This is a genomic window from Pseudomonas sp. SDO5215_S409 (genome assembly GCF_054071325.1).
In genome coordinates, this window is record NZ_JBSVWN010000010.1 from 108838 (window position 1) to 126726 (window position 17889).

17 protein-coding genes are annotated in these 17889 nt (G+C 61.9%); 7 read left to right on the forward strand and 10 right to left on the reverse strand.

The features are described from left to right. Positions 1-36: 36 nt before the first annotated feature. From ACW9H9_RS08315 to ACW9H9_RS08325, 3 genes are all read right to left on the reverse strand, one after another. Positions 37-951 (reverse strand): LysR substrate-binding domain-containing protein, encoded by a 915-nt coding sequence (locus ACW9H9_RS08315; RefSeq protein ID WP_457342596.1) that lies wholly within the window; start codon positions 949-951, stop codon positions 37-39. Positions 952-1028: 77 nt separating this feature from the next. Next, positions 1029-2333, reverse strand: a complete 1305-nt coding sequence (locus ACW9H9_RS08320; protein ID WP_457342595.1) for a dicarboxylate/amino acid:cation symporter — start codon at positions 2331-2333, stop codon at positions 1029-1031. Positions 2334-2428: 95 nt separating this feature from the next. Beyond that, positions 2429-3304, reverse strand: coding sequence for an alpha/beta fold hydrolase (locus ACW9H9_RS08325; RefSeq protein WP_457342594.1), 876 nt, complete (start codon positions 3302-3304; stop codon positions 2429-2431). A 280-nt stretch (positions 3305-3584) separates the two neighbouring features. Between ACW9H9_RS08325 and ACW9H9_RS08330 the strand changes: the two genes are divergently transcribed. The 3 genes from ACW9H9_RS08330 to ACW9H9_RS08340 are packed head-to-tail and all read left to right on the forward strand — an operon-like array spanning position 3585 to position 6278. Further along, positions 3585-4808, forward strand: coding sequence for an SfnB family sulfur acquisition oxidoreductase (locus tag ACW9H9_RS08330; protein WP_457342593.1), 1224 nt, complete (start codon positions 3585-3587; stop codon positions 4806-4808). A 3-nt stretch (positions 4809-4811) separates the two neighbouring features. Beyond that, entirely contained in the window at positions 4812-5477 is a 666-nt protein-coding gene (locus ACW9H9_RS08335; protein ID WP_457342592.1) for a methionine ABC transporter permease, read from the forward strand. 30 nt (positions 5478-5507) lie between these two features. After that, positions 5508-6278, forward strand: coding sequence for a MetQ/NlpA family ABC transporter substrate-binding protein (locus ACW9H9_RS08340; protein ID WP_457342591.1), 771 nt, complete (start codon positions 5508-5510; stop codon positions 6276-6278). A gap of 41 nt (positions 6279-6319) precedes the next feature. Here the strand turns inward: ACW9H9_RS08340 and ACW9H9_RS08345 are convergent, their stop codons facing one another. From ACW9H9_RS08345 to msuE, 4 genes are read right to left on the reverse strand one after another with little or no spacing between them, the layout of a single operon-like run. Then, positions 6320-7423 carry a sigma-54 interaction domain-containing protein gene (locus tag ACW9H9_RS08345; protein WP_457342590.1) on the reverse strand — a complete coding sequence of 368 codons (1104 nt, stop codon included), beginning with the start codon at positions 7421-7423 and terminating at the stop codon, positions 6320-6322. Between the two features lie 10 nt (positions 7424-7433). Then, positions 7434-8621 carry an acyl-CoA dehydrogenase family protein gene (locus ACW9H9_RS08350; RefSeq protein ID WP_457342589.1) on the reverse strand — a complete coding sequence of 396 codons (1188 nt, stop codon included), beginning with the start codon at positions 8619-8621 and terminating at the stop codon, positions 7434-7436. 13 nt (positions 8622-8634) lie between these two features. Continuing rightward, positions 8635-9774, reverse strand: coding sequence for an FMNH2-dependent alkanesulfonate monooxygenase (ssuD, locus tag ACW9H9_RS08355; protein WP_457342588.1), 1140 nt, complete (start codon positions 9772-9774; stop codon positions 8635-8637). A 9-nt stretch (positions 9775-9783) separates the two neighbouring features. Further along, positions 9784-10347: an FMN reductase gene (gene msuE / locus ACW9H9_RS08360; RefSeq protein ID WP_457342587.1), complete on the reverse strand. Its 564-nt coding sequence runs from the start codon at positions 10345-10347 to the stop codon at positions 9784-9786. A gap of 397 nt (positions 10348-10744) precedes the next feature. Between msuE and ACW9H9_RS08365 the strand changes: the two genes are divergently transcribed. The 3 genes from ACW9H9_RS08365 to ACW9H9_RS08375 all read left to right on the forward strand — a co-directional run bounded on the left by ACW9H9_RS08365 (position 10745) and on the right by ACW9H9_RS08375 (position 14248). Next, positions 10745-11014, forward strand: coding sequence for a hypothetical protein (locus tag ACW9H9_RS08365; RefSeq protein ID WP_457342586.1), 270 nt, complete (start codon positions 10745-10747; stop codon positions 11012-11014). 228 nt (positions 11015-11242) lie between these two features. Beyond that, a complete protein-coding gene (locus tag ACW9H9_RS08370) occupies positions 11243-12403 on the forward strand; it encodes a cysteine desulfurase family protein (RefSeq protein WP_457342585.1) in 1161 nt (386 codons plus the stop codon). Between the two features lie 36 nt (positions 12404-12439). Next, positions 12440-14248 (forward strand): aminopeptidase P family protein, encoded by a 1809-nt coding sequence (locus tag ACW9H9_RS08375; protein WP_457342584.1) that lies wholly within the window; start codon positions 12440-12442, stop codon positions 14246-14248. Here ACW9H9_RS08375 and ACW9H9_RS08380 read toward each other — a convergent pair. Beyond that, entirely contained in the window at positions 14241-15149 is a 909-nt protein-coding gene (locus ACW9H9_RS08380) for a LysR family transcriptional regulator (protein ID WP_457342583.1), read from the reverse strand. The two genes, ACW9H9_RS08375 and ACW9H9_RS08380, sit on opposite strands and share 8 nt — an antisense overlap. A gap of 109 nt (positions 15150-15258) precedes the next feature. Here ACW9H9_RS08380 and ACW9H9_RS08385 point away from each other — a divergent pair, with 109 nt between their 5' ends. Further along, positions 15259-16257, forward strand: coding sequence for a zinc-dependent alcohol dehydrogenase family protein (locus ACW9H9_RS08385; RefSeq protein ID WP_457342582.1), 999 nt, complete (start codon positions 15259-15261; stop codon positions 16255-16257). Positions 16258-16320: 63 nt separating this feature from the next. Here the strand turns inward: ACW9H9_RS08385 and ACW9H9_RS08390 are convergent, their stop codons facing one another. Continuing rightward, on the reverse strand, positions 16321-16602 hold the full coding sequence (locus ACW9H9_RS08390; RefSeq protein ID WP_457342698.1) for a hypothetical protein: 282 nt from the start codon (positions 16600-16602) through the stop codon (positions 16321-16323). Positions 16603-16770: 168 nt separating this feature from the next. Further along, the gene (gene rhtA, locus ACW9H9_RS08395; protein ID WP_457342581.1) at positions 16771-17658 is read right to left on the reverse strand and encodes a threonine/homoserine exporter RhtA; all 888 of its coding nucleotides are present in this window, start codon (positions 17656-17658) and stop codon (positions 16771-16773) included. Positions 17659-17889: the final 231 nt, after the last annotated feature.

Here is a 17889-nt window from a genome sequence, read left to right on the forward strand (position 1 = left end):
CGCACCAACGGGGGAGCCCGCTCTCCCGTTGGGCGCTTAGATCGACAAGCCTTTGAAATGCTCCTGCAAAAACTCCACGCAGGCGCGCAACTTGCCGGAATACGCCAGCCGCGTGGGGTACACCGCCCATACATTCGCGCTTTGCGTGTAAGCGTGCAGCACCTGCACCAGCTTGCCTTGCTCCAGCAACGGCTTCACATCCCACAGCGAGCGCAACAACACCCCGCGCCCGTCCAAGGCCCATTGCAAAACGATCTCGCCATTGTTGGATGACAGCGGCCCGCGCACCCGTACGCTCTGCGGCGCGCCGTCGTGTTCCAGGTTCCAGATGCCAAACGCGTTGTCGCGCTCCTTTAGCACCAGGCAGTCGTGCTGCTCCAGCTCGTCCAGGTGCTGCGGTGTGCCGCGCCGCTCAAGGTAGGCGGGGGCGGCGCACAGCACGCGCCGATTGCTCACCAGGCGCCGACCAATGTGCTGGCCGGGGATGTCGTCGCCGACGCGGATTTCCAGGTCGAAACCTTCGCTGACGATGTCCACCACCCGGTCGAACAGGTCCAGGCGGATCTCCAGGTCCGGGTACTGTTCGGCCAACAGCGACAAGGCAGGCGCCACGTGGTTGCGGCCAAAGCCGAAGCTGCTGCTGATGTGCAGGCGCCCGCGCGGGGTGTCGTGGGCATCGGACAGTTCATCGGACAGTTGCTGGAAGTCTTCCAGAATGCGGACGGCCCAGCGTTGCACGCGCTCGCCGTCTTCGGTCAGGGCGATGCGCCGGCTGGTGCGGTGCAGCAGGCGGGTGGCCAGAGTGGTTTCCAGAATCTGGATGCGCTTGCTGACATAGGCCGGGGACAGGCCCAGTTCGTCGGCGGCCGCTGCGAAGCCGGCCTTGCGAATCACGGTCAGGAACACCCGCAGGTCTTCAGGTAGGGGCACGGTATCTTTCTTGTGGTTCATCAGAAACAGGCATGGCGGCATGAGCCGCCAGAATAGCACCGGATGGGCGAGCCATCAGGCCCGCCCGGTGTCGCGGGTCACTCGGCGGTGGGCTTGGCCTGCGCTGCGGCGCGTGCGTGACGGCCGTGCTTGAGGGCGATGGGGGCCATTTTTTCGCGGTCCAGTTCGCCTTCCCAGGCGGCCACCACCAGCGCGGCCACGGCATTGCCGATGATGTTGGTCAGCGAGCGGCATTCAGCCATGAACCGGTCGACCCCCAAAATCAGCACCATCGCCGCCACCGGCACCGTTGGTACTACGGCAAGGCTTGCCGCCAGTGCCACAAAGCCTGCGCCGACCACCGCGCCAGCACCCTTGGAGGTGAGCATGGCCACTGCGAGCAAGGTCAATTGCTGTTCCAGCGGCAGGTGGATATTGGTGGCTTGTGCCAGGAACAGCACCGCCAGGGTCATATAAATGTTGGTGCCGTCCAGGTTAAAGGTGTAGCCGGTGGGCACCACGATGCCCACGACGCCTTTGGACGCGCCCAGGCTCTCCAGCTTTTGAATCAGTTGCGGCAGGGCCGATTCCGACGAACTGGTGCCCAGCACAATCAACAGCTCGGATTTGATGTAGCCCATCAATTTGAAAATGCTGAAGCCTGCATAGCGGGCAATGCTGCCCAGCACCACGGCCACAAAGAAAAACGCCGTGACATAAAAGGTGCCCACCAGCTTGAGCAGAGGCAGCAGCGAACCCACGCCGTATTTGCCGATGGTAAAGGCAATGGCGCCAAACGCACCGATGGGCGCGACGCGGCTGATCATGCCGACGATGCGGAAGAACACCTCGCTGGCCTGGTTGATCATTGCGACCAACGGACGGGCCTTTTCACCGACCATCACCAGCCCCAGGCCGAACAGCACGGAAATGAACAGCACCGGCAGGATCTCGCCTTTGGCCAGGGCGTCAAAAAACGTGCTGGGGATAACGTTCAGCAAAAAGCCGGTAATGCCTTCGCTGTGTTGCGCCTGGCCGACAAAGCCTGCGATGGCCGAACTGTCCAGCGTCTTCACATCAATGTTGAAACCGACACCCGGGTGCAGCACGTGCGCGGCAAGCACGCCAATCACCAGGGCAATGCTGGACACGATCTCGAAGTACAGCAGCGCCTTGCCGCCGACCCGGCCCACCTGTTTCACGTCGTGCATGCTGGTGATGCCGGACACCACCGTGCAGAAGATGATCGGGCCGATGATCATCTTGATCAATTTGATGAAGCCATCGCCCAAGGGTTTGAGATCGATGCCCGTCTGGGGCCATTGGTGGCCGATCAGCACACCCAGCGCGATCGCGATGAGCACCTGTACATACAGGGTTCCCAGCAGTTTTCTGATTGTCATTGTTATTATCTCGAGGCGTTTTTTGGGCATAGAGAACCCGTCGCAGGCGTTTGCAGCCTGCGAGGCGGGTCCGTCAGGTCACGGGTGCAAGGGGCTTAGCGCAGAAAGGTCAGGACTTCGCCAAGCAACAGCTCAGGCACTTCTTCGGCCAGGTAATGGCCAGCCGGCAGGGCATGGCCGCGTACATCGGTGGCGACTTTCTTCCATTCATCAAGTGGCTTGAAGCAGCGGCCCACGGTGCCTTCGGCGCCCCACATCACCAGCAAGGGCAGATTCAGGTGGTTGCCCTTGTCGATATCGGCCCGGTCGTGCTCAAGGTCGATGCCGGCGGCTGCGCGGTAGTCTTCGCAGATACCCGTGGCGGTGCCCGGCAGTTTCAGGCAGCGCAGGTACTCGGCGAAGGCTTCGCTGGTGAAGGGTTTCAACCCGGCGCTGCGGCTGCCCATGACGCTGCGCAGGTACAGCTCGGGGTTGCTTTCGATCAACGCCTCCGGCAGTGGCGCAGGGCGTATCAGGAAAAACCAGTGCCAGTAAGCGCGGGCGAACGCTTCGTCGGTCTGGTTGTACATCGACAGGGTCGGTGCAATGTCCAGCAGCACCATGCGTTGCACGGCCTGCGGGTGGTCCAGCGCCAGGCGATGGGCGACGCGCGCGCCCCGGTCGTGGGCCAGCACCGAGAACGTGTCAAAGCCCAGGGCTTTCATCAGCTCGACACCGTCGCGGGCCATTTCCCGTTTTGAATAATTGGTGTGGTGGTCATTGGCGGCCGGCTTGCTGCTGTCGCCGTAGCCGCGCAGGTCGGCGGCGACCACGGTGAAGTGTTCGGCCAGCTGTTCGGCGACCTTGTGCCAGATCACGTGGGTTTGCGGGTGCCCGTGCAACAGGAGCAGGCCGGGACCCGAGCCACCTTGGCGGTAGCTGATGTCTACGCCGTTGACGTGGCGCTGGTCTTTCTGAAATCCGGCAAACATGGAAATGACTCCTTGTGATGATTGCTTGCATCCTGAAATCCCGGGGCGTCGGGGGCAAGGGGGAAACCGTGGAGGGGTTGTTCATGAAGTGTGTTGAAGGCGCTTGCTAGTGGCGGGCAGCCCCTGAGGTGTTGGTGCGGCAACAGTGACCGAACAGTTTGCTGCGCAACAGTCGCACCTGCCCCCGATACACCTCGGGAAAACCCTGTATTCAGGGGCTTTGGCGCGCAGGCACAGAAGCTGCAATGGCCTTGGCATTTCATTCGCCCGAGAGCGTTGTATGCCTGTACTTCCTGTATCTGCCGATTACCCGATTCACACGCCGCATGCCGAGTTGATCCGCGACGAAGCCCAGGCCCTGGCCGCCGCCCACCGCGTGGCCGCCGTATTGCGCGAGCACGACGCCGAGCGCGATCGCACCCGCCAGGTGCCGGCGCACGTGGTGGACCTGTATTCCAACAGCGGCCTGTGGGGCATCAGTGTGCCGCGCGAGTTTGGCGGGGCGCAGGTGTCTTATGCGGTGTTGGCCCAGGTGATTGCGATTGTCTCGGCGGCCGACCCGTCGTTGGGGCAGATCCCGCAAAACCACTATTGCCTGCTGGAGGACATCCGCCTGCAGGGCACGCCCGAGCAGCAGGCGCATTTTTTTGGCCTGGCCTTGCAAGGGCATCGGTTTGCCAATGCGCTGTCGGAAACCGGCGGTAAGACTGTCCAGGACATTCAGGCGCGCATCCACCGCGAAGGCGATGGTTATGTGGTCAACGGCCGCAAGGGCTATTGCACCGGTTCGCTGTACGCCCATTGGCTGGCCGTGCTGGCGCTGGACGACCAGCAAAATGCGCAGTTGGCATTTGTACCGCGCGGCACGCCGGGGCTGGTGGTGGTGGACGATTGGGACAGCATGGGCCAGCGCACCACGTCCAGTGGCACCGTGCTGGCCGACGACTTGCGCGTACCGGCGTTTAACGTGATTCCTACTCACCAATCCTACGATTCCCCAACGCTGGCCGGGCCTTTCGCACAATTGACCACCGCCGCCATAGACGCCGGCATTGCCCGTGCGGCGCTGCGCGACACTGTGGAGTTCGTACGGCAATTTGCCCGCCCCTGGATCGATGCGGCCGTGGAGAAGGCCAGTGAAGACCCACTGACCATCATTCAGGTGGGCGCCCTCGACATTCGCCTGGAAGCCGCCGAAGCCTTGCTGGACCGCGCCGGTTACGCGCTGGACGCGGCCCGCCCGGCGCCGGATGAAGACAACGTCGCCCATGCCTCCCTGGCGGTGGCCCGGGCCAAGGTGCTGACCACCGAAATCGCCCTCGAAGCCAGCAACAAGCTGTTTGAGCTGGGCGGCACCCGTTCCACCTTGAAAAAACACAACTTCGACCGCCACTGGCGCAATGCCCGGGTGCACACGCTGCACGACCCGGTGCGCTGGAAATACCACGTGGTCGGCAACTGGGTGCTCAACGGCGCCAAACCGCCACGCCACGACTGGTCGTGAGTCATGGCTGAGTGGTTTAAACATCTCTATTGGGCCGACATCGGCCAGGCCTGCCTGGAAACCCTGAGCATGCTGGCGGCTGCGCTGGGGTTCACCGTGTTGTTGGGCCTGCCGCTGGGCGTGGTGCTGTTTCTCACCGGCAAGCGCCAGTTGCACGAAGCGCTGGCGGTGTATCGGGTGCTGTCGGTGGTGGTCAACGTGCTGCGCTCGCTGCCGTTCATCATCTTGCTGATTGTGCTGATCCCGGTGACCACCTTGCTGGTCGGCACCTCGCTGGGCGTGCCCGGCACCATCCCGCCGTTGGTGGTGGGGTGCACGCCGTTCTTTGCGCGGCTGGTGGAAACCGCCCTGCGCGAAGTGGACCGTGGCGTGGTGGAGGCGACCCAGTCGATGGGCGCCACCACCTGGCAGGTGATTCGTCACACCTTGTTGCCGGAGGCCCGGGGCGGGTTGCTGGCGGCGGTGACGGTCACCTCGATTGTGCTGGTGGATTACACCGCGATGGCCGGGGTGATCGGCGGCGGCGGCCTGGGCGACCTGGCCATTCGCTACGGTTACCAGCGGTTCCAGACCGACGTCATGGTGGTCACCGTGGTGCTTTTGCTGGTGCTGGTACAGGCACTGCAAATGACCGGCGACCGTTTGGTGGCGCGTTACAGCCGCCGTTGATTGCGTATAAAAACTGCCTTTGGAGCTCTCATGAAAAAAACCTTGGCCATCCTGGCCGCTGCCTTGTCACTGAATGCCTTTGCCAACGAAACCCTGGTGGTGGGTGCCACCCCGGTGCCCCACGCCGAGATCCTCGAGTTCGTCAAACCGGCGCTGGCCAAAGAGGGGGTGGACCTGCAGATCAAGGTCTTCACCGATTTCATCCAGCCCAACCAGCAACTGGCGCTGAAGAATATCGATGCCAACTATTACCAGTACCGGCCGTTCCTGGACGACTACAACAAAACCCGCAAAACCAACCTGGTGCCGGTGGTGGGGGTGCACATCGAGCCGTTCGGGGCGTATTCGACCAAGATCAAACATATTTCGGAACTCAAGGACGGCGCCTCGGTGTCGATTCCCAATGACCCGGTCAACACCGGCCGGGCGCTGGTGCTGCTGGACGAAGCCGGGCTGATCAAACTCAAGGACCCCAGCAACACCTTGAGTTCGCCGCGGGACATCGTCGACAACCCCAAGCACCTGAAGATCCGCGAGTTGGAGGGGGCGCTGCTGGCCCGTTCGGTGGGGCAGGTGGACCTGGCGTTTGTGTTTGCCAACTACGCGCTGGAGGCGGGGATCGATACCAACAGTGCGTTGATTGTCGAGAAGGGCAAAGACCTGTACGTGGAGTACCTGGTGGCGCGGCCCGACAACATCAACGACCCGGGCATCCAGAAACTGGCCAAGGCGCTGAACTCCGATGAAGTGCGCCAGTTCATCCTGACCCGTTACAAGGGCCAGATCGCGCCGGGCTTCTGATCGATCAAGGTGCTTTTCCCACGCACTGCGTGGGATTGATCCTAGATGGACAGGTGCAACATCCGCTCGCCCTGTACGTTCTCGCCGGGGCGGCGCTTGTTTACCGCCAACTCACCGATCTTGATCAGCCGGGTGCGCGCGACGTTACGGCTCAGGCCCAGCAAGTTGGCGGTGTGCACCTGATTGTAATGGCTGAAACGATAGGCGGCGCGCAGCAGCGCGTCTTCGACTTTTTCATGCAGGGCGCCGGCCTGTTCCTCAAACAGCTTTTGAAAGGCCCGCTCCAACAGGGCTTCGGCGCTGTTGTCGGCGCTGTGCGGGTTGTCGTCCTGGCGTTCGATGCGCAGGTTTGACAGGCGCAGGTTGTCGCGCTCGATCACCCCGTCGCGGCAGATCAGCAGCGTGTGGTGAATCACGTTTTCCAGCTCACGGATATTGCCGGGCCAGCTGTAGCCCTTGAGTTTTTGCTCGGCCTCGCGGCTGATGGTGATCGGCCCGTAGCCCAGGCGCTGGCTGTAGGCCTCGATGAAATGCCGGGTGAGCGGCAGGATGTCGCCGGGGCGCTCGCGCAGCGGGCTCAGTTCCAGGCTGACCACGTTGAGGCGGTAATACAGGTCTTCGCGAAAATGCCCGGCGTTGATGGCTTTTTCCAGCTGCACATTGGTGGCGGCCAGCACGCGCACATCGATGGGAATGCTTTTGCGTGAGCCCAGGCGCACCACTTCGCGCTCCTGCAGTACGCGCAACAATTTGACCTGAATGGCCATGGGCAAATCGCCGATTTCATCCAGGAACAGCGTGCCGCCGTTGGCTTCTTCAAACCAGCCGGCCTTGGCACTGAGGGCGCCGGTGAACGCGCCTTTTTCATGGCCGAACAGCTCGGCCTCCACCAGCGACTCGGAAAACGCCCCGCAGTTCACCGCCACGAACGGCCGGTTGCGCCGGGCGCTGAGGTTGTGGATATGGCGTGCCACCAGCTCTTTACCGGTGCCGGTTTCGCCAATGATCAGCACGCTGGCTTCGCTGGGCGCCACTTGCTGGATATGCGCGAGCAAGGCTTGGGATTTGGGGTCCTCGAATACCTGCGCGGTGGCCCGGATGGAGGTGGCGAGGGCGGGCGAGGGCGGTAAGGTTAAAAGCTGCATGGGCACCTCTTCAGGAATAGAACGTGGGAATCGGCAGGGCCTGGTTCAAGGTCCAGTCCCCCAGTTCGTGGAGTTTGTAGTCCACCGGATCGTGCAAGGTCTGGGTGCGCAGGTTGCGCCAGTGCCGGTCCAGGCGCAGGGAGGCGTGGGTGGCGCGGGCACCGGCGACCTCGAACAGGCGGCTGCACAGCTCCAGGCCGCTGCGGGTGGTGGCGACTTTGGCCGTGGCGATGGCGATGGCCAGTTGGCCGCGCTCATGCTCGGTGAGGCCGGGCCCTTTGGCCCAGGCCTGGTCGAGCAGCGCCCCGGCGCGTTCCACCAGCAGGCGCATGCCTTCCAGGGCCACCCAGAAGTCGCCGTAATGGCTGAGCACATAGGGGTCCTGGCGGATGTCCTGGACCGTGGACTTATGCCAGGGCCGGGTTTCGGTCAGGGTGTAGTGGCGGGCTTCTTCAAAGGCGCCTTCGGCGATCCCGAGAAACATATAGGTAAAGGTCAGTTGGGCGATCAGCGGGCGCAGGCAGGCGAACGGCGTGCTCAGCGGACCGGGGTCCAGCAGCAGTTCGGACTCTTCCACCCGCACCCGTTCAAACGTGGCGCTGCCGCTGTCGGTCTGGCGCTGGCCGATGTTGTTCCAGTCGTTGTGCAGGGTGATACCGCTGCGGCCGCTGGGAATGGCGGCAATCAGCAGCTTGCCCCCGGCGCTTTCGTCCACCGCCGAGGCGATCAGCATTTCGGAGTCGTTGGCGCCGGAGCAGAAGCTTTTTTTGCCAGAAAACTCGCGCCAGCCGCCGAAACCCTTGACCACGGTGCGGGTGTCCAACGGGTTGAGGGCGTTGCCCCAGAACCAGTTCTTGCGTGCGGTTTGCTCAAACCAGGGCTGCCATTGGTCGGGGCGGGAAAACAGACGCACGGTGGCAAGCATCAGGTGATGAAAGCCGAAGACGTGAGCGATGGAGCTGTCGACCTTGGCGAACTCGCGCACGATCTCCAGGGTTTCGCTCCAGCGTGCGCCGAGGCCGCCGTATTGCGTAGGAATACTCAGCGCAAGCAGTCCGCTTTGGCGCAAGGCATCACGTTCGGCCTTGGGTGTGCCGCCGCGCTCGTCGCGCTCCACGGCGGTCAGGGCGAACTCGGCGGCCAACCGCTTGGCCGTTTGCAGGGGGGTGGGCAAGAAGCTGTCGGGTTTGGCTGTCACACGGGGCTCCTCATCAGGCCTTGGCGGGCAAGACGTCGTTGGCGATCATCTCGCCGAACGGTCCGGTGAGGTTGGTCACACCGCGTCCGGCCAGCCTGGCGTAGGGTTCGGGCAGCAGCGGGAACACCAGTTCGGCAAACCGGTAGGCTTCTTCCAGGTGCGGGTAGCCCGAGAAAATAAAGCTCTCGATGCCCAGGTCCGCGTATTCCTTGATGCGCTGCGCGATTTGCTGCGGGTTGCCCACCAGCGCCGTGCCAGCCCCGCCGCGCACCAGGCCCACACCGGCCCACAGGTTGGGCGCGATTTCCAGGTTGTCACGGCGCCCGTCGTGCAAGGCGGCCATGCGGCGCTGGCCTTCGGAGTCAAACCGCGAGAAGGACTTTTGCGCCGCCGCGATGGTGTCGTCACTGATGTGCTCGATCAGCTTGTTGGCGGCCGTCCAGGCGTCTTCTTCGGTTTCTCGCACGATCACGTGCAGGCGGATACCGAATTTCACGGTACGGCCATGGCGGGCGGCGCGCTCACGCACATCGGCAAGTTTTTGGGCGACGGCGGCCGGTGGCTCGCCCCAGGTCAGGTACACGTCCACCTGTTCGGCGGCGAGGTCGTGGGCCGCGTCGGAGGATCCACCGAAATACAGCGGTGGATAAGGTTTTTGTACGGGCGGGTAGAGGGCCTTGGCGTTTTGCACCCGCAAGTGTTTGCCTTCGAAATCTACCGATTCACCCTGCAACACGCGGCGCCAGATTCTGAGGAATTCGTCGGACACTTCGTAGCGTTCGCTGTGATCGAGGAAACTGCCGTCACCGCGGTTTTCGTCCGGGTCGCCGCCGGTCACCACATTGATCAGCAAGCGGCCGTTGGACAATCGGTCCAGCGTGGCTGCCATGCGCGCCGACACGGTGGGCGAGATGATGCCTGGGCGAATCGCCACCAGATAACGCAGGCGTTCGGTCAGTGGCACCAGGGCCGAGGCGATGACCCAGGAATCTTCGCAAGAGCGCCCGGTAGGAATCAGTACCCCGTAATAGCCGAGGCTGTCAGCCGCCTGGGCGACTTGTTTCAAATAATTGAGCGTGACCGGGCGGGCGCCCTGGGTGGTGCCCAGGTAATGACCATCGCCGTGGGTCGGCAGAAACCAGAAAACATCCATGACAGTTCCTTAAGCGATTTTCAGCAGCGAGGCGGGGTGGGCGGTAAACAGCGGCGCGGCGCGTTCTGCGGCAAGGCGAATGCGCGCCTTCAACGGCTCACTGGTGATCTGGTAGTCGGCGAAGTCGGCCTCGGTGGCGTAGATGCCGATGGGCAGGGTCAATGCCTGGAAAAAGCTGAACAGCGGGCGCAGTTGGTGGTCGAGCACCAGGGCGTGACGCTCGCTGCCGCCGGTCGCGGCCAGCAGCACGGGGGTGTCGATCAGGGCATTGAGGTCGACCAGGTCAAACAGGTGCTTGAGCAGCCCCGGGTACGAGCCGCGATACACCGGCGCGGCGACGATCAACAGGTCCGCCTGCTCGATGGCTTGCAACTGGGTTTCAACCGCGGCGGGTAATTCCTGGCGCGCCAGTGCGCCGCCCAAGGGCCGGGCGATGTCGCCCAGTTCGATGAGCGTGGTGTGAACCGGCAGATGGTTACCTAGTTCGGCCAGTATCGCTTGGGTCAACACCAGGGTGCGGGACGGGCGCCAGGTTCCGCCGGAAACGGCGACGACATTCAGGGGGCGGGTCATGAACAGTTCCTTTTTCAACAGTGGCTCAGGACAAGAGCGTTGAACGGGCTTGAGCAAGAGCTGTACCAACGCTTGCAGGCCTTGATGGGTAAGGGCCCTGGGCCAGATGTCGGGAAACGGTGATGTTGTATGCCCGCTGTTTTGTTGAATGGCTGTTGCCTGGCGAACAGTTGCCAGGCCAACAGTTGCGTGGGCGTTGAAACCTGTTATAGAGGGTTGCGTATATTCCGTAAACGAACGTATTTCCATATTTATAGTTCTAGATGGAATATATGAGGGCTGCATCGGACGGCGCGCCAGGGTCGATAGCCACTATTACGGGGGATGATTTTCCCCGGCGGTGGGCCGGGCGTAGCCTGTGTTCATTGCCTTGTGCCCGATTCGCAGGACCTTCGCCATGAACCGCTTTCTTGCCATTTCCTTATTGCTTGCCGCCTCTGTCCTTGCAGGTTGTGCGAATCATCCTTCGCCAGAGCTTCGGCCCTACACGGCGCAGGAAAGCAAAGAGCTGGCGTTGGAGGCTCTGAGCCGTCGAGGCTTGTCGTTTGATGAGTATCAGCAGAAGAAAGCCGAACTGACCGCCCAGCCACACAAGTCGCTTGAGTTTGATCGCGAGGGCGAAATGAATGCCGAACGTAACGTGACACTGCAGGGCCGTCCGAGTTGAGCGGTGCTGCAGTCCACGCAGCCCGGGGCTTGCAGCGAGGAACCCCGGGCTTTTTGTTTGCCATGCTTTTCCCGGACCCTGTTAAGCTCAATTTCAGGAGCGTTCCTACGCACTTTTAAATAAAGTGGTCTTTCTTTAACGGCACGTAATCAGGTAAACCTTTTCCTTTTCTGATCGTTGCCCCTGAGACACCGCTCTCGGGAACATGCTCTGCGAGTCTTTTACGTCATGAATAAACGTCCGCTGTATTTCGACTACGCCGCCACCACGCCGGTGGATGAGCGCGTCATCCAGGTCATGGTCGAGTGCCTGGGTTTCAACGCCAACTTCGGCAACCCCGCCTCCAGCTCCCACGCGTTCGGCCAACAGGCTCGGGCAACGGTCGAGCAGGCGCGTGGCCAGGTGGCGGAATTGGTGGGGGCCCAGCCCGAGCAAATCGTCTGGACCTCCGGCGCTACCGAATCCAACAACCTTGCGATCAAAGGTGTGACCCAGGCGCGTGGGGTGAGCGGCGGGCATATCATCACCAGCCAGATCGAGCACAAGGCCACGCTCGATACCGCGCGCCAGTTGCAGGAAGCCGGGGTGGCCGTGACCTACCTGGTGCCGGACGCCGAGGGTTTGATCAGCGTCCAGGCCGTGAGCGAAGCGCTGCGCGAGGACACGTTTCTGGTGTCGCTGATGCTGGTCAACAATGAGCTGGGCACCCTTAACGATATCCCGGCTATCGGCGCGCGCGTGCGTGAACACGGCGCGCTGTTTCATGTGGACGCGGCGCAGGGCGCGGGCAAGGTCGCGATTGACCTGGTGCAATGGCCGGTCGATCTGATGTCGTTTTCCGCGCACAAGCTGTATGGCCCCAAGGGCATCGGCGCTTTGTACGTCGGCCCGCGCGCGCAGCAAAAAGTGCTGGCGCAGATTCACGGCGGTGGCCATGAGGGCGGCATGCGTTCCGGTACGCTGGCCACCCATCAGATCGCGGGCATGGGCACTGCGTTTGCGCTGGCGGCAGCGTCCTTTGATGAAGAGAAGGCCGTGATTGTCGCGTTGCGTCAGCGCCTGCTGGACCAACTGGGCACGCTTGCTGGCGTGCGCCTGAACGGCAGCGCCACTCAACGCATTCCCCACACTTTGAGCCTGACGTTTGGCGAAGGTGAGTTCAATTCCGCGGCGTTGAGCGCCGGGATCGCCTTTTCGGCCACCTCGGCGTGCAATTCGGCGAGCAACGCGCCGTCCCACGTGCTGCTGGCCTTGGGGCATGACGCGCGCAGCGCTGGCCGCACTATTCGTCTGAGCCTTGGACGTTTTACCACCGAACAGGACATTGATCAGGCCGTCCAGCTGATCAAGGCCGCGCTGGCCAGTGCGCCCGCGTTCTGGGCCATGTGATTACATAACAATATGAGTGGTTTAGCAGGAGACACAATGAGCACGCAGCCTTTGACCCATGGAACGGTTCCCCAGCGCCTGGCGCATACCCGCGAACGGATGAAGCGCGAGGGCATTGATGCCCTGTTGGTGCCGTCGGCCGACCCGCACTTGTCCGAGTACTTGCCGGGTTACTGGCAGGGGCGCCAGTGGTTGTCGGGGTTTCATGGCTCGGTGGGAACGCTGATTGTCACCCCGGATTTCGCCGGTGTGTGGGCCGACAGCCGTTATTGGGAACAGGCCACCAAGGAACTCAAGGGCAGCGGCATCGAGTTGGTGAAACTGCAACCGGGCCAGCCCGGCCCGCTGGAGTGGCTGGCCGAGAATACCCCGCAAGGCGGTGTGGTGGCGGTGGACGGTGCCGTGATGGCGTTGGCCTCGGCACGCACCTTGAGTACCAAACTGTCGGAACGAGGCGCGCGGTTGCGTACCGATATCGACCTGTTGGACGAAGTCTGGCAAGACCGCCCGGCGCTGCCCAATCAACCGATTTATCAACATGTGCCGCCTCAGGCCACGGTCAGCCGTGTTGACAAGCTTGCCGAGCTGCGCACCCGTTTGAAGGAAAAGGGCGCCGACTGGCATTTCATCGCCACCCTGGATGACATCGCCTGGTTGTTCAACCTGCGTGGCGGCGATGTTTCGTTCAACCCGGTGTTTGTGTCCTTTGCCTTGATCAACGCACAGCACGCTACGTTGTTTGTGGCGCTGAGCAAAGTCGATGCGGCGCTGCGTGAGGTGCTGGCCCGTGATGGCGTGACGCTGCGCGATTACAGCGAGGTGGCCGAGGCGTTGCGTGCCGTTCCGGCGGGCGCCAGCGTACAGGTGGACCCTGCGCGGGTGACGGCCGGGTTGCTGGAAAACCTCGAGGCTGGCGTGAAATTGATCGAGGGGCTGAACCCGACCACGCTGGCCAAATCCCGCAAGAGCCTGGCGGACGCCGAACATATTCGCCAGGCCATGGAACAGGACGGCGCCGCCTTGTGCGAGTTTTTCGCGTGGCTGGACAGCGCCCTGGGCCGAGAGCGCATCACCGAGTTGACCATTGATGAACGCCTGACGGCAGCACGGGCTCGTCGGCCGGGTTATGTGTCGTTGAGCTTCAACACCATCGCGGCGTTCAATGGCAACGGCGCGATGCCGCATTACCACGCCACCGAAGAAGAACACGCGCTGATCGAAGGGGACGGCCTGCTGCTGATCGATTCGGGCGGCCAATACCTGGGCGGCACCACCGACATCACGCGCATGGTGCCTATCGGTACGCCGACTGACGAGCAGAAGCACGACTGTACGCGAGTGCTTAAAGGGGTTATCGCGCTGTCTCGCGCGCATTTCCCTAAAGGCATTCTGTCGCCGTTGCTGGACGCCATCGCTCGCGCACCTATCTGGGCGCAAGGCGTGGATTACGGCCACGGCACCGGGCACGGCGTGGGGTACTTCCTGAACGTGCACGAAGGCCCGCAAGTGATTGCGTATCAGGCTGTTGCCGCGCCGCAAACCGCGATGCAGCCGGGCATGATCACCTCGATTGAGCCAGGCACCTACCGGCCGGGCCGCTGGGGCGTGCGTATCGAGAACCTGGTGTTGAACCGTGAGGCTGGCAAGACCGAGTTCGGTGAGTTCCTCAAGTTCGAGACGCTGACCTTGTGCCCGATCGATACCCGTTGCCTCGAGCCTTCGCTGCTCACGGCCGAGGAGCGCCAGTGGTTCAACGATTACCATCACCAAGTGCGTGAACGCTTGAGCCCGCTGCTCAGTGGTGCAGCGCTTGAGTGGTTGCAGGTACGCACCGCTGCTATCTAAAGGCTTGCAGCTGCGGGGCCTGGGCCAACGCCTGGGCCATGTAGTCGACAAAGGCCTTGACCCGGGCGGACTGGCGCCGATTCGGTGCCAGTACCGCATGAATCGGCAAGGCCAATGGGGTGTAGTCGGTCAACAGCGCTAACACCCGGCCAGCTTTCAGGTCGTCGTAGAACAACCACAGGGGCGACAGCGCAATGCCTAGCCCCGCGAGTACCATTTCACGCACGGCTTCGGAGTTATTACTCTGGGCATTGCCTTTGATTCTGACGCTGTGACGCGCTCCGTCCTTTTCGTAAATCCATTGGTTCTGACTGCTCAGCAGGCTGAACAGCAGGCAATTGTGCGCGGCCAGATCGTGGGGTGTCTGCGGCAGGGGGTGGCGGGCAAGGTAGGCGGGGCTGGCGATGGTCACGCGATGGGTGGTGCCGATAGGGCGGGCAATCAGGCCGCTGTCACGCAGCTCGCCAATGCGCAGCGTGACGTCCAGGCCTTCTGCGACCAGGTCCTGAGGGTGGTCGTTGAGTTGCAGGTCGACCTGGACTTGCGGGTACTGCTCCAGAAACCCCGCCAGGCGCGAAGCAATGTGCAGGCGCCCGAAGCTGACCGATGACCCGATGCGTAGGGGGCCCGCCACACTTTCTTTGCCGGATTGGAAGCTGTGTTCTGCAGCGTCCACGGCGGTGAGGATTTGCCTGCAATGGTTGTAGTAACGTTGGCCTTCGTCTGTAAGAGAGAGCTGGCGTGTGCTGCGTGAAATCAGCTTGCCGCCCAGCTCGGACTCCAGTGCACCCAATACTTTGCTGATGGTGGGTTGGGTGGTCTGGAGTTCCCGGGCGACGGCGGAGAAACTGCCGCGTTCTATCACCCGGACGAAAATAGCCATTGCGTTGAGCTTATCCATGAAATTACCGATTCATGCCAAATGGGAATGGTCACTATAGCGATTAGGCGTCTTATCAGCATGGGTTGGCGGGCCGATTATGCTGTTTTCATGAACCGGGATGGCTGAAATGACTGATACAACCCAAATGCGTGCCTTGGTGGTGGATGAAGCGAATGCCCCGTTTCGTCTGACGTTGATTCCCAAACCGGTGCCGGGAGCGGGTGAAGTGCTGGTGAGGATCAAGGCCAGTGGCATGAACCCGCTGGACGCAAAGATTCGCGCAGGCCAGGCGGCACATGCCCGGCAAGCGTTGCCAGCGGTGATTGGGATGGACCTGGCCGGCAAGATTGAAGCCCTGGGTGCTACCGACACCGGGGGCTGGCAGGTCGGCGACGAGGTGTACGCGATGGCGACCGGTATTGGCGGGCTTCAGGGCTCGCTGGCTGAATTTGCCGTAGTCGATGCCCGATTGCTGGCCCGCAAACCCGCGAATTTAAGCATGCGCGAAGCGGCGTCATTGCCATTGGTATTGATTACCGCGTGGGAGGGGTTGGTCGACCGTGCTCGTGTAACGCCGGGGCAACGGGTGTTGGTCCAGGGTGGCGCAGGTGGTGTAGGGCATGTCGCCGTGCAGATCGCACTGGCACATGGCGCTCAGGTGTTCGCTACGGGTTCAAGCCGCCAGCAGGCGCTGATCGAAAGCCTTGGCGCAACGTTTATCGACTATCAGCAGCAGACGGTCGAGGACTATGTGGCGTTGCATACCGGCGGTGAGGGGTTTGATGTGGTGTACGACACAGTGGGGGGCGCGACGCTGGATGCGTCTTTCAAGGCTGCGAAGGTGTATTGCGGGCATGTGGTGAGTTGCCTCGGCTGGGGCCAGCATAGCCTGGCGCCGTTGTCGTTTCGGGGGGCCACTTACTCCGGGGTGTTTACGTTGCTGCCGCTGTTGACGGGCAAGGGGCGCGAGCACCACGGGCAAATTCTCGCCGAGGCCGCGTGGTTGATCGAGAGTGGAAAACTCAAGCCGGTGCTGGATGCCCGTCGGTTTGATTTGGCGTCGGCCGATGCCGCCTACGCAGTTGTGGCAGACGGTGTTCAAGGCCGCCTGGTGATTGAGATCTAGGCCAGTCTCGACGCCAGCGGGGCGGTGTTCAGGCAGTAACTGCCCTCTCTGTAGAGGCGGCAGTTACTTGCAAATGACGATCATGCTGCGGCTGGTATACCCGGCCGGGTTGAGGCCAAACGGGTAATCACCTGGGTCTTCGGCGTTATCGCCCGACTTGGCGATGACTTTGTAACCTTTGGTGCCGCATGAGTTGGCGGCGCTGCTGTAGCACTGGTCCCAGGAAGAGGAAAGGCCCGAGCAATTGATATGCAGGCCTTTTTTCCCGCGTTTTACTTCTGTCTTGGTCGTCGCGGCACAACCAGCGATAGCCACAATGACCATCAGCATCAAAATTCGCTTCATTCCCGTCCTTATATAGCTGCCTCGCCGAAATGGCCGAGGCTGGCCTTGCTCGCTCTCGAGTGTAGCGTTCTTGATGTCCTTATCTGAATTGTCCATGAGTGACGCTAAGTTACGGGCTAAACATGGCCTAATTGAGACGCAAATGCCATAGCTTCGTTAAAACTTGACTCAATCAACCGGTACAAGCGGTTTTGATTCGCTGCGCATGGTGAGGGTGGCGCCAACCGAGGCCAGGATAATGCAGGAGATGGCCAGCCATTGGGCGAGGGACAGGTGCTCGTGAAGAAACAGCAGCCCGGACAGGGCGCCGAAGGCCGGTTCGATGCTCATCAACGTACCAAAGGTACGGGCGGGTAGGCGGGTCAGTGCGACCATTTCCAAGGTGTAGGGCAGGGCGGTAGACAAAATGGCGACCCCGATCGCAATCGGGATCAGCGAGGGCGTGAGCAATGCGGCGCCTGCATGAACGATACCGATAGGGGCCACCAGCAGCGCAGCGATCATGACGCCCAGTGCGGCGGTCTGCACGCCATTGTCGGCGCCGGCTTTTTGGCCAAACACAATATAGAGCGCCCAGCAGGCGCCAGCGCTCAGGGCGTAGGCGACACCGGTGAGGTCGATGCTGCTGCTGGATGCCCCCATGGGTATCAGCAGGAGCAGTCCGATGATGGCCAGGGCTATCCAGAGAAAATCCACGGCCTTTCTTGAGGCATAGATGGCCACCGCCAAGGGGCCGGTGAACTCCAGTGCGACGGCGATTCCGAGGGGGACCGTGCGCAGGGACATATAGAAGAGGAAGTTCATGCCGCCCAGGGCCATTCCGTACACGATGACGGTGCGCAAGGACTTGGCGGTCAGCTGGGCGCGCCATGGGCGCAACAGGAGCAGCATGATCACGCTGGCAAAGATAAGGCGCAGGGTGGTCGTACCTTGCGCCCCGACGACGGGGAACATGCTTTTGGCGAGAGAGGCGCCGGACTGGATCGAGGCCATGGCGATCAGTAGCAGGACGACTGGAAACAGTACCGAGGCCAGGCTACGGGGGGAGGTGGTCATGGGAGGTGTTCTTCTCAGGCTTGTTGAAAGGCAGGCGGCTATGATGCTGAAGTGCTTAGGGTTGAGCAATATATTGCTCAGATTCTTGAGGGGTTGCTCGCTATCCAAAAATTTTGGGCAGGATGGAAATAAAGGGTTGACGGCGAATTATATCTGTCTATAATTCGCCCCACTTCCGGCGCAGACGAAACGGAAAACTCCTTGAGTTTCAACGAGTTAAGTAGGTTTCGA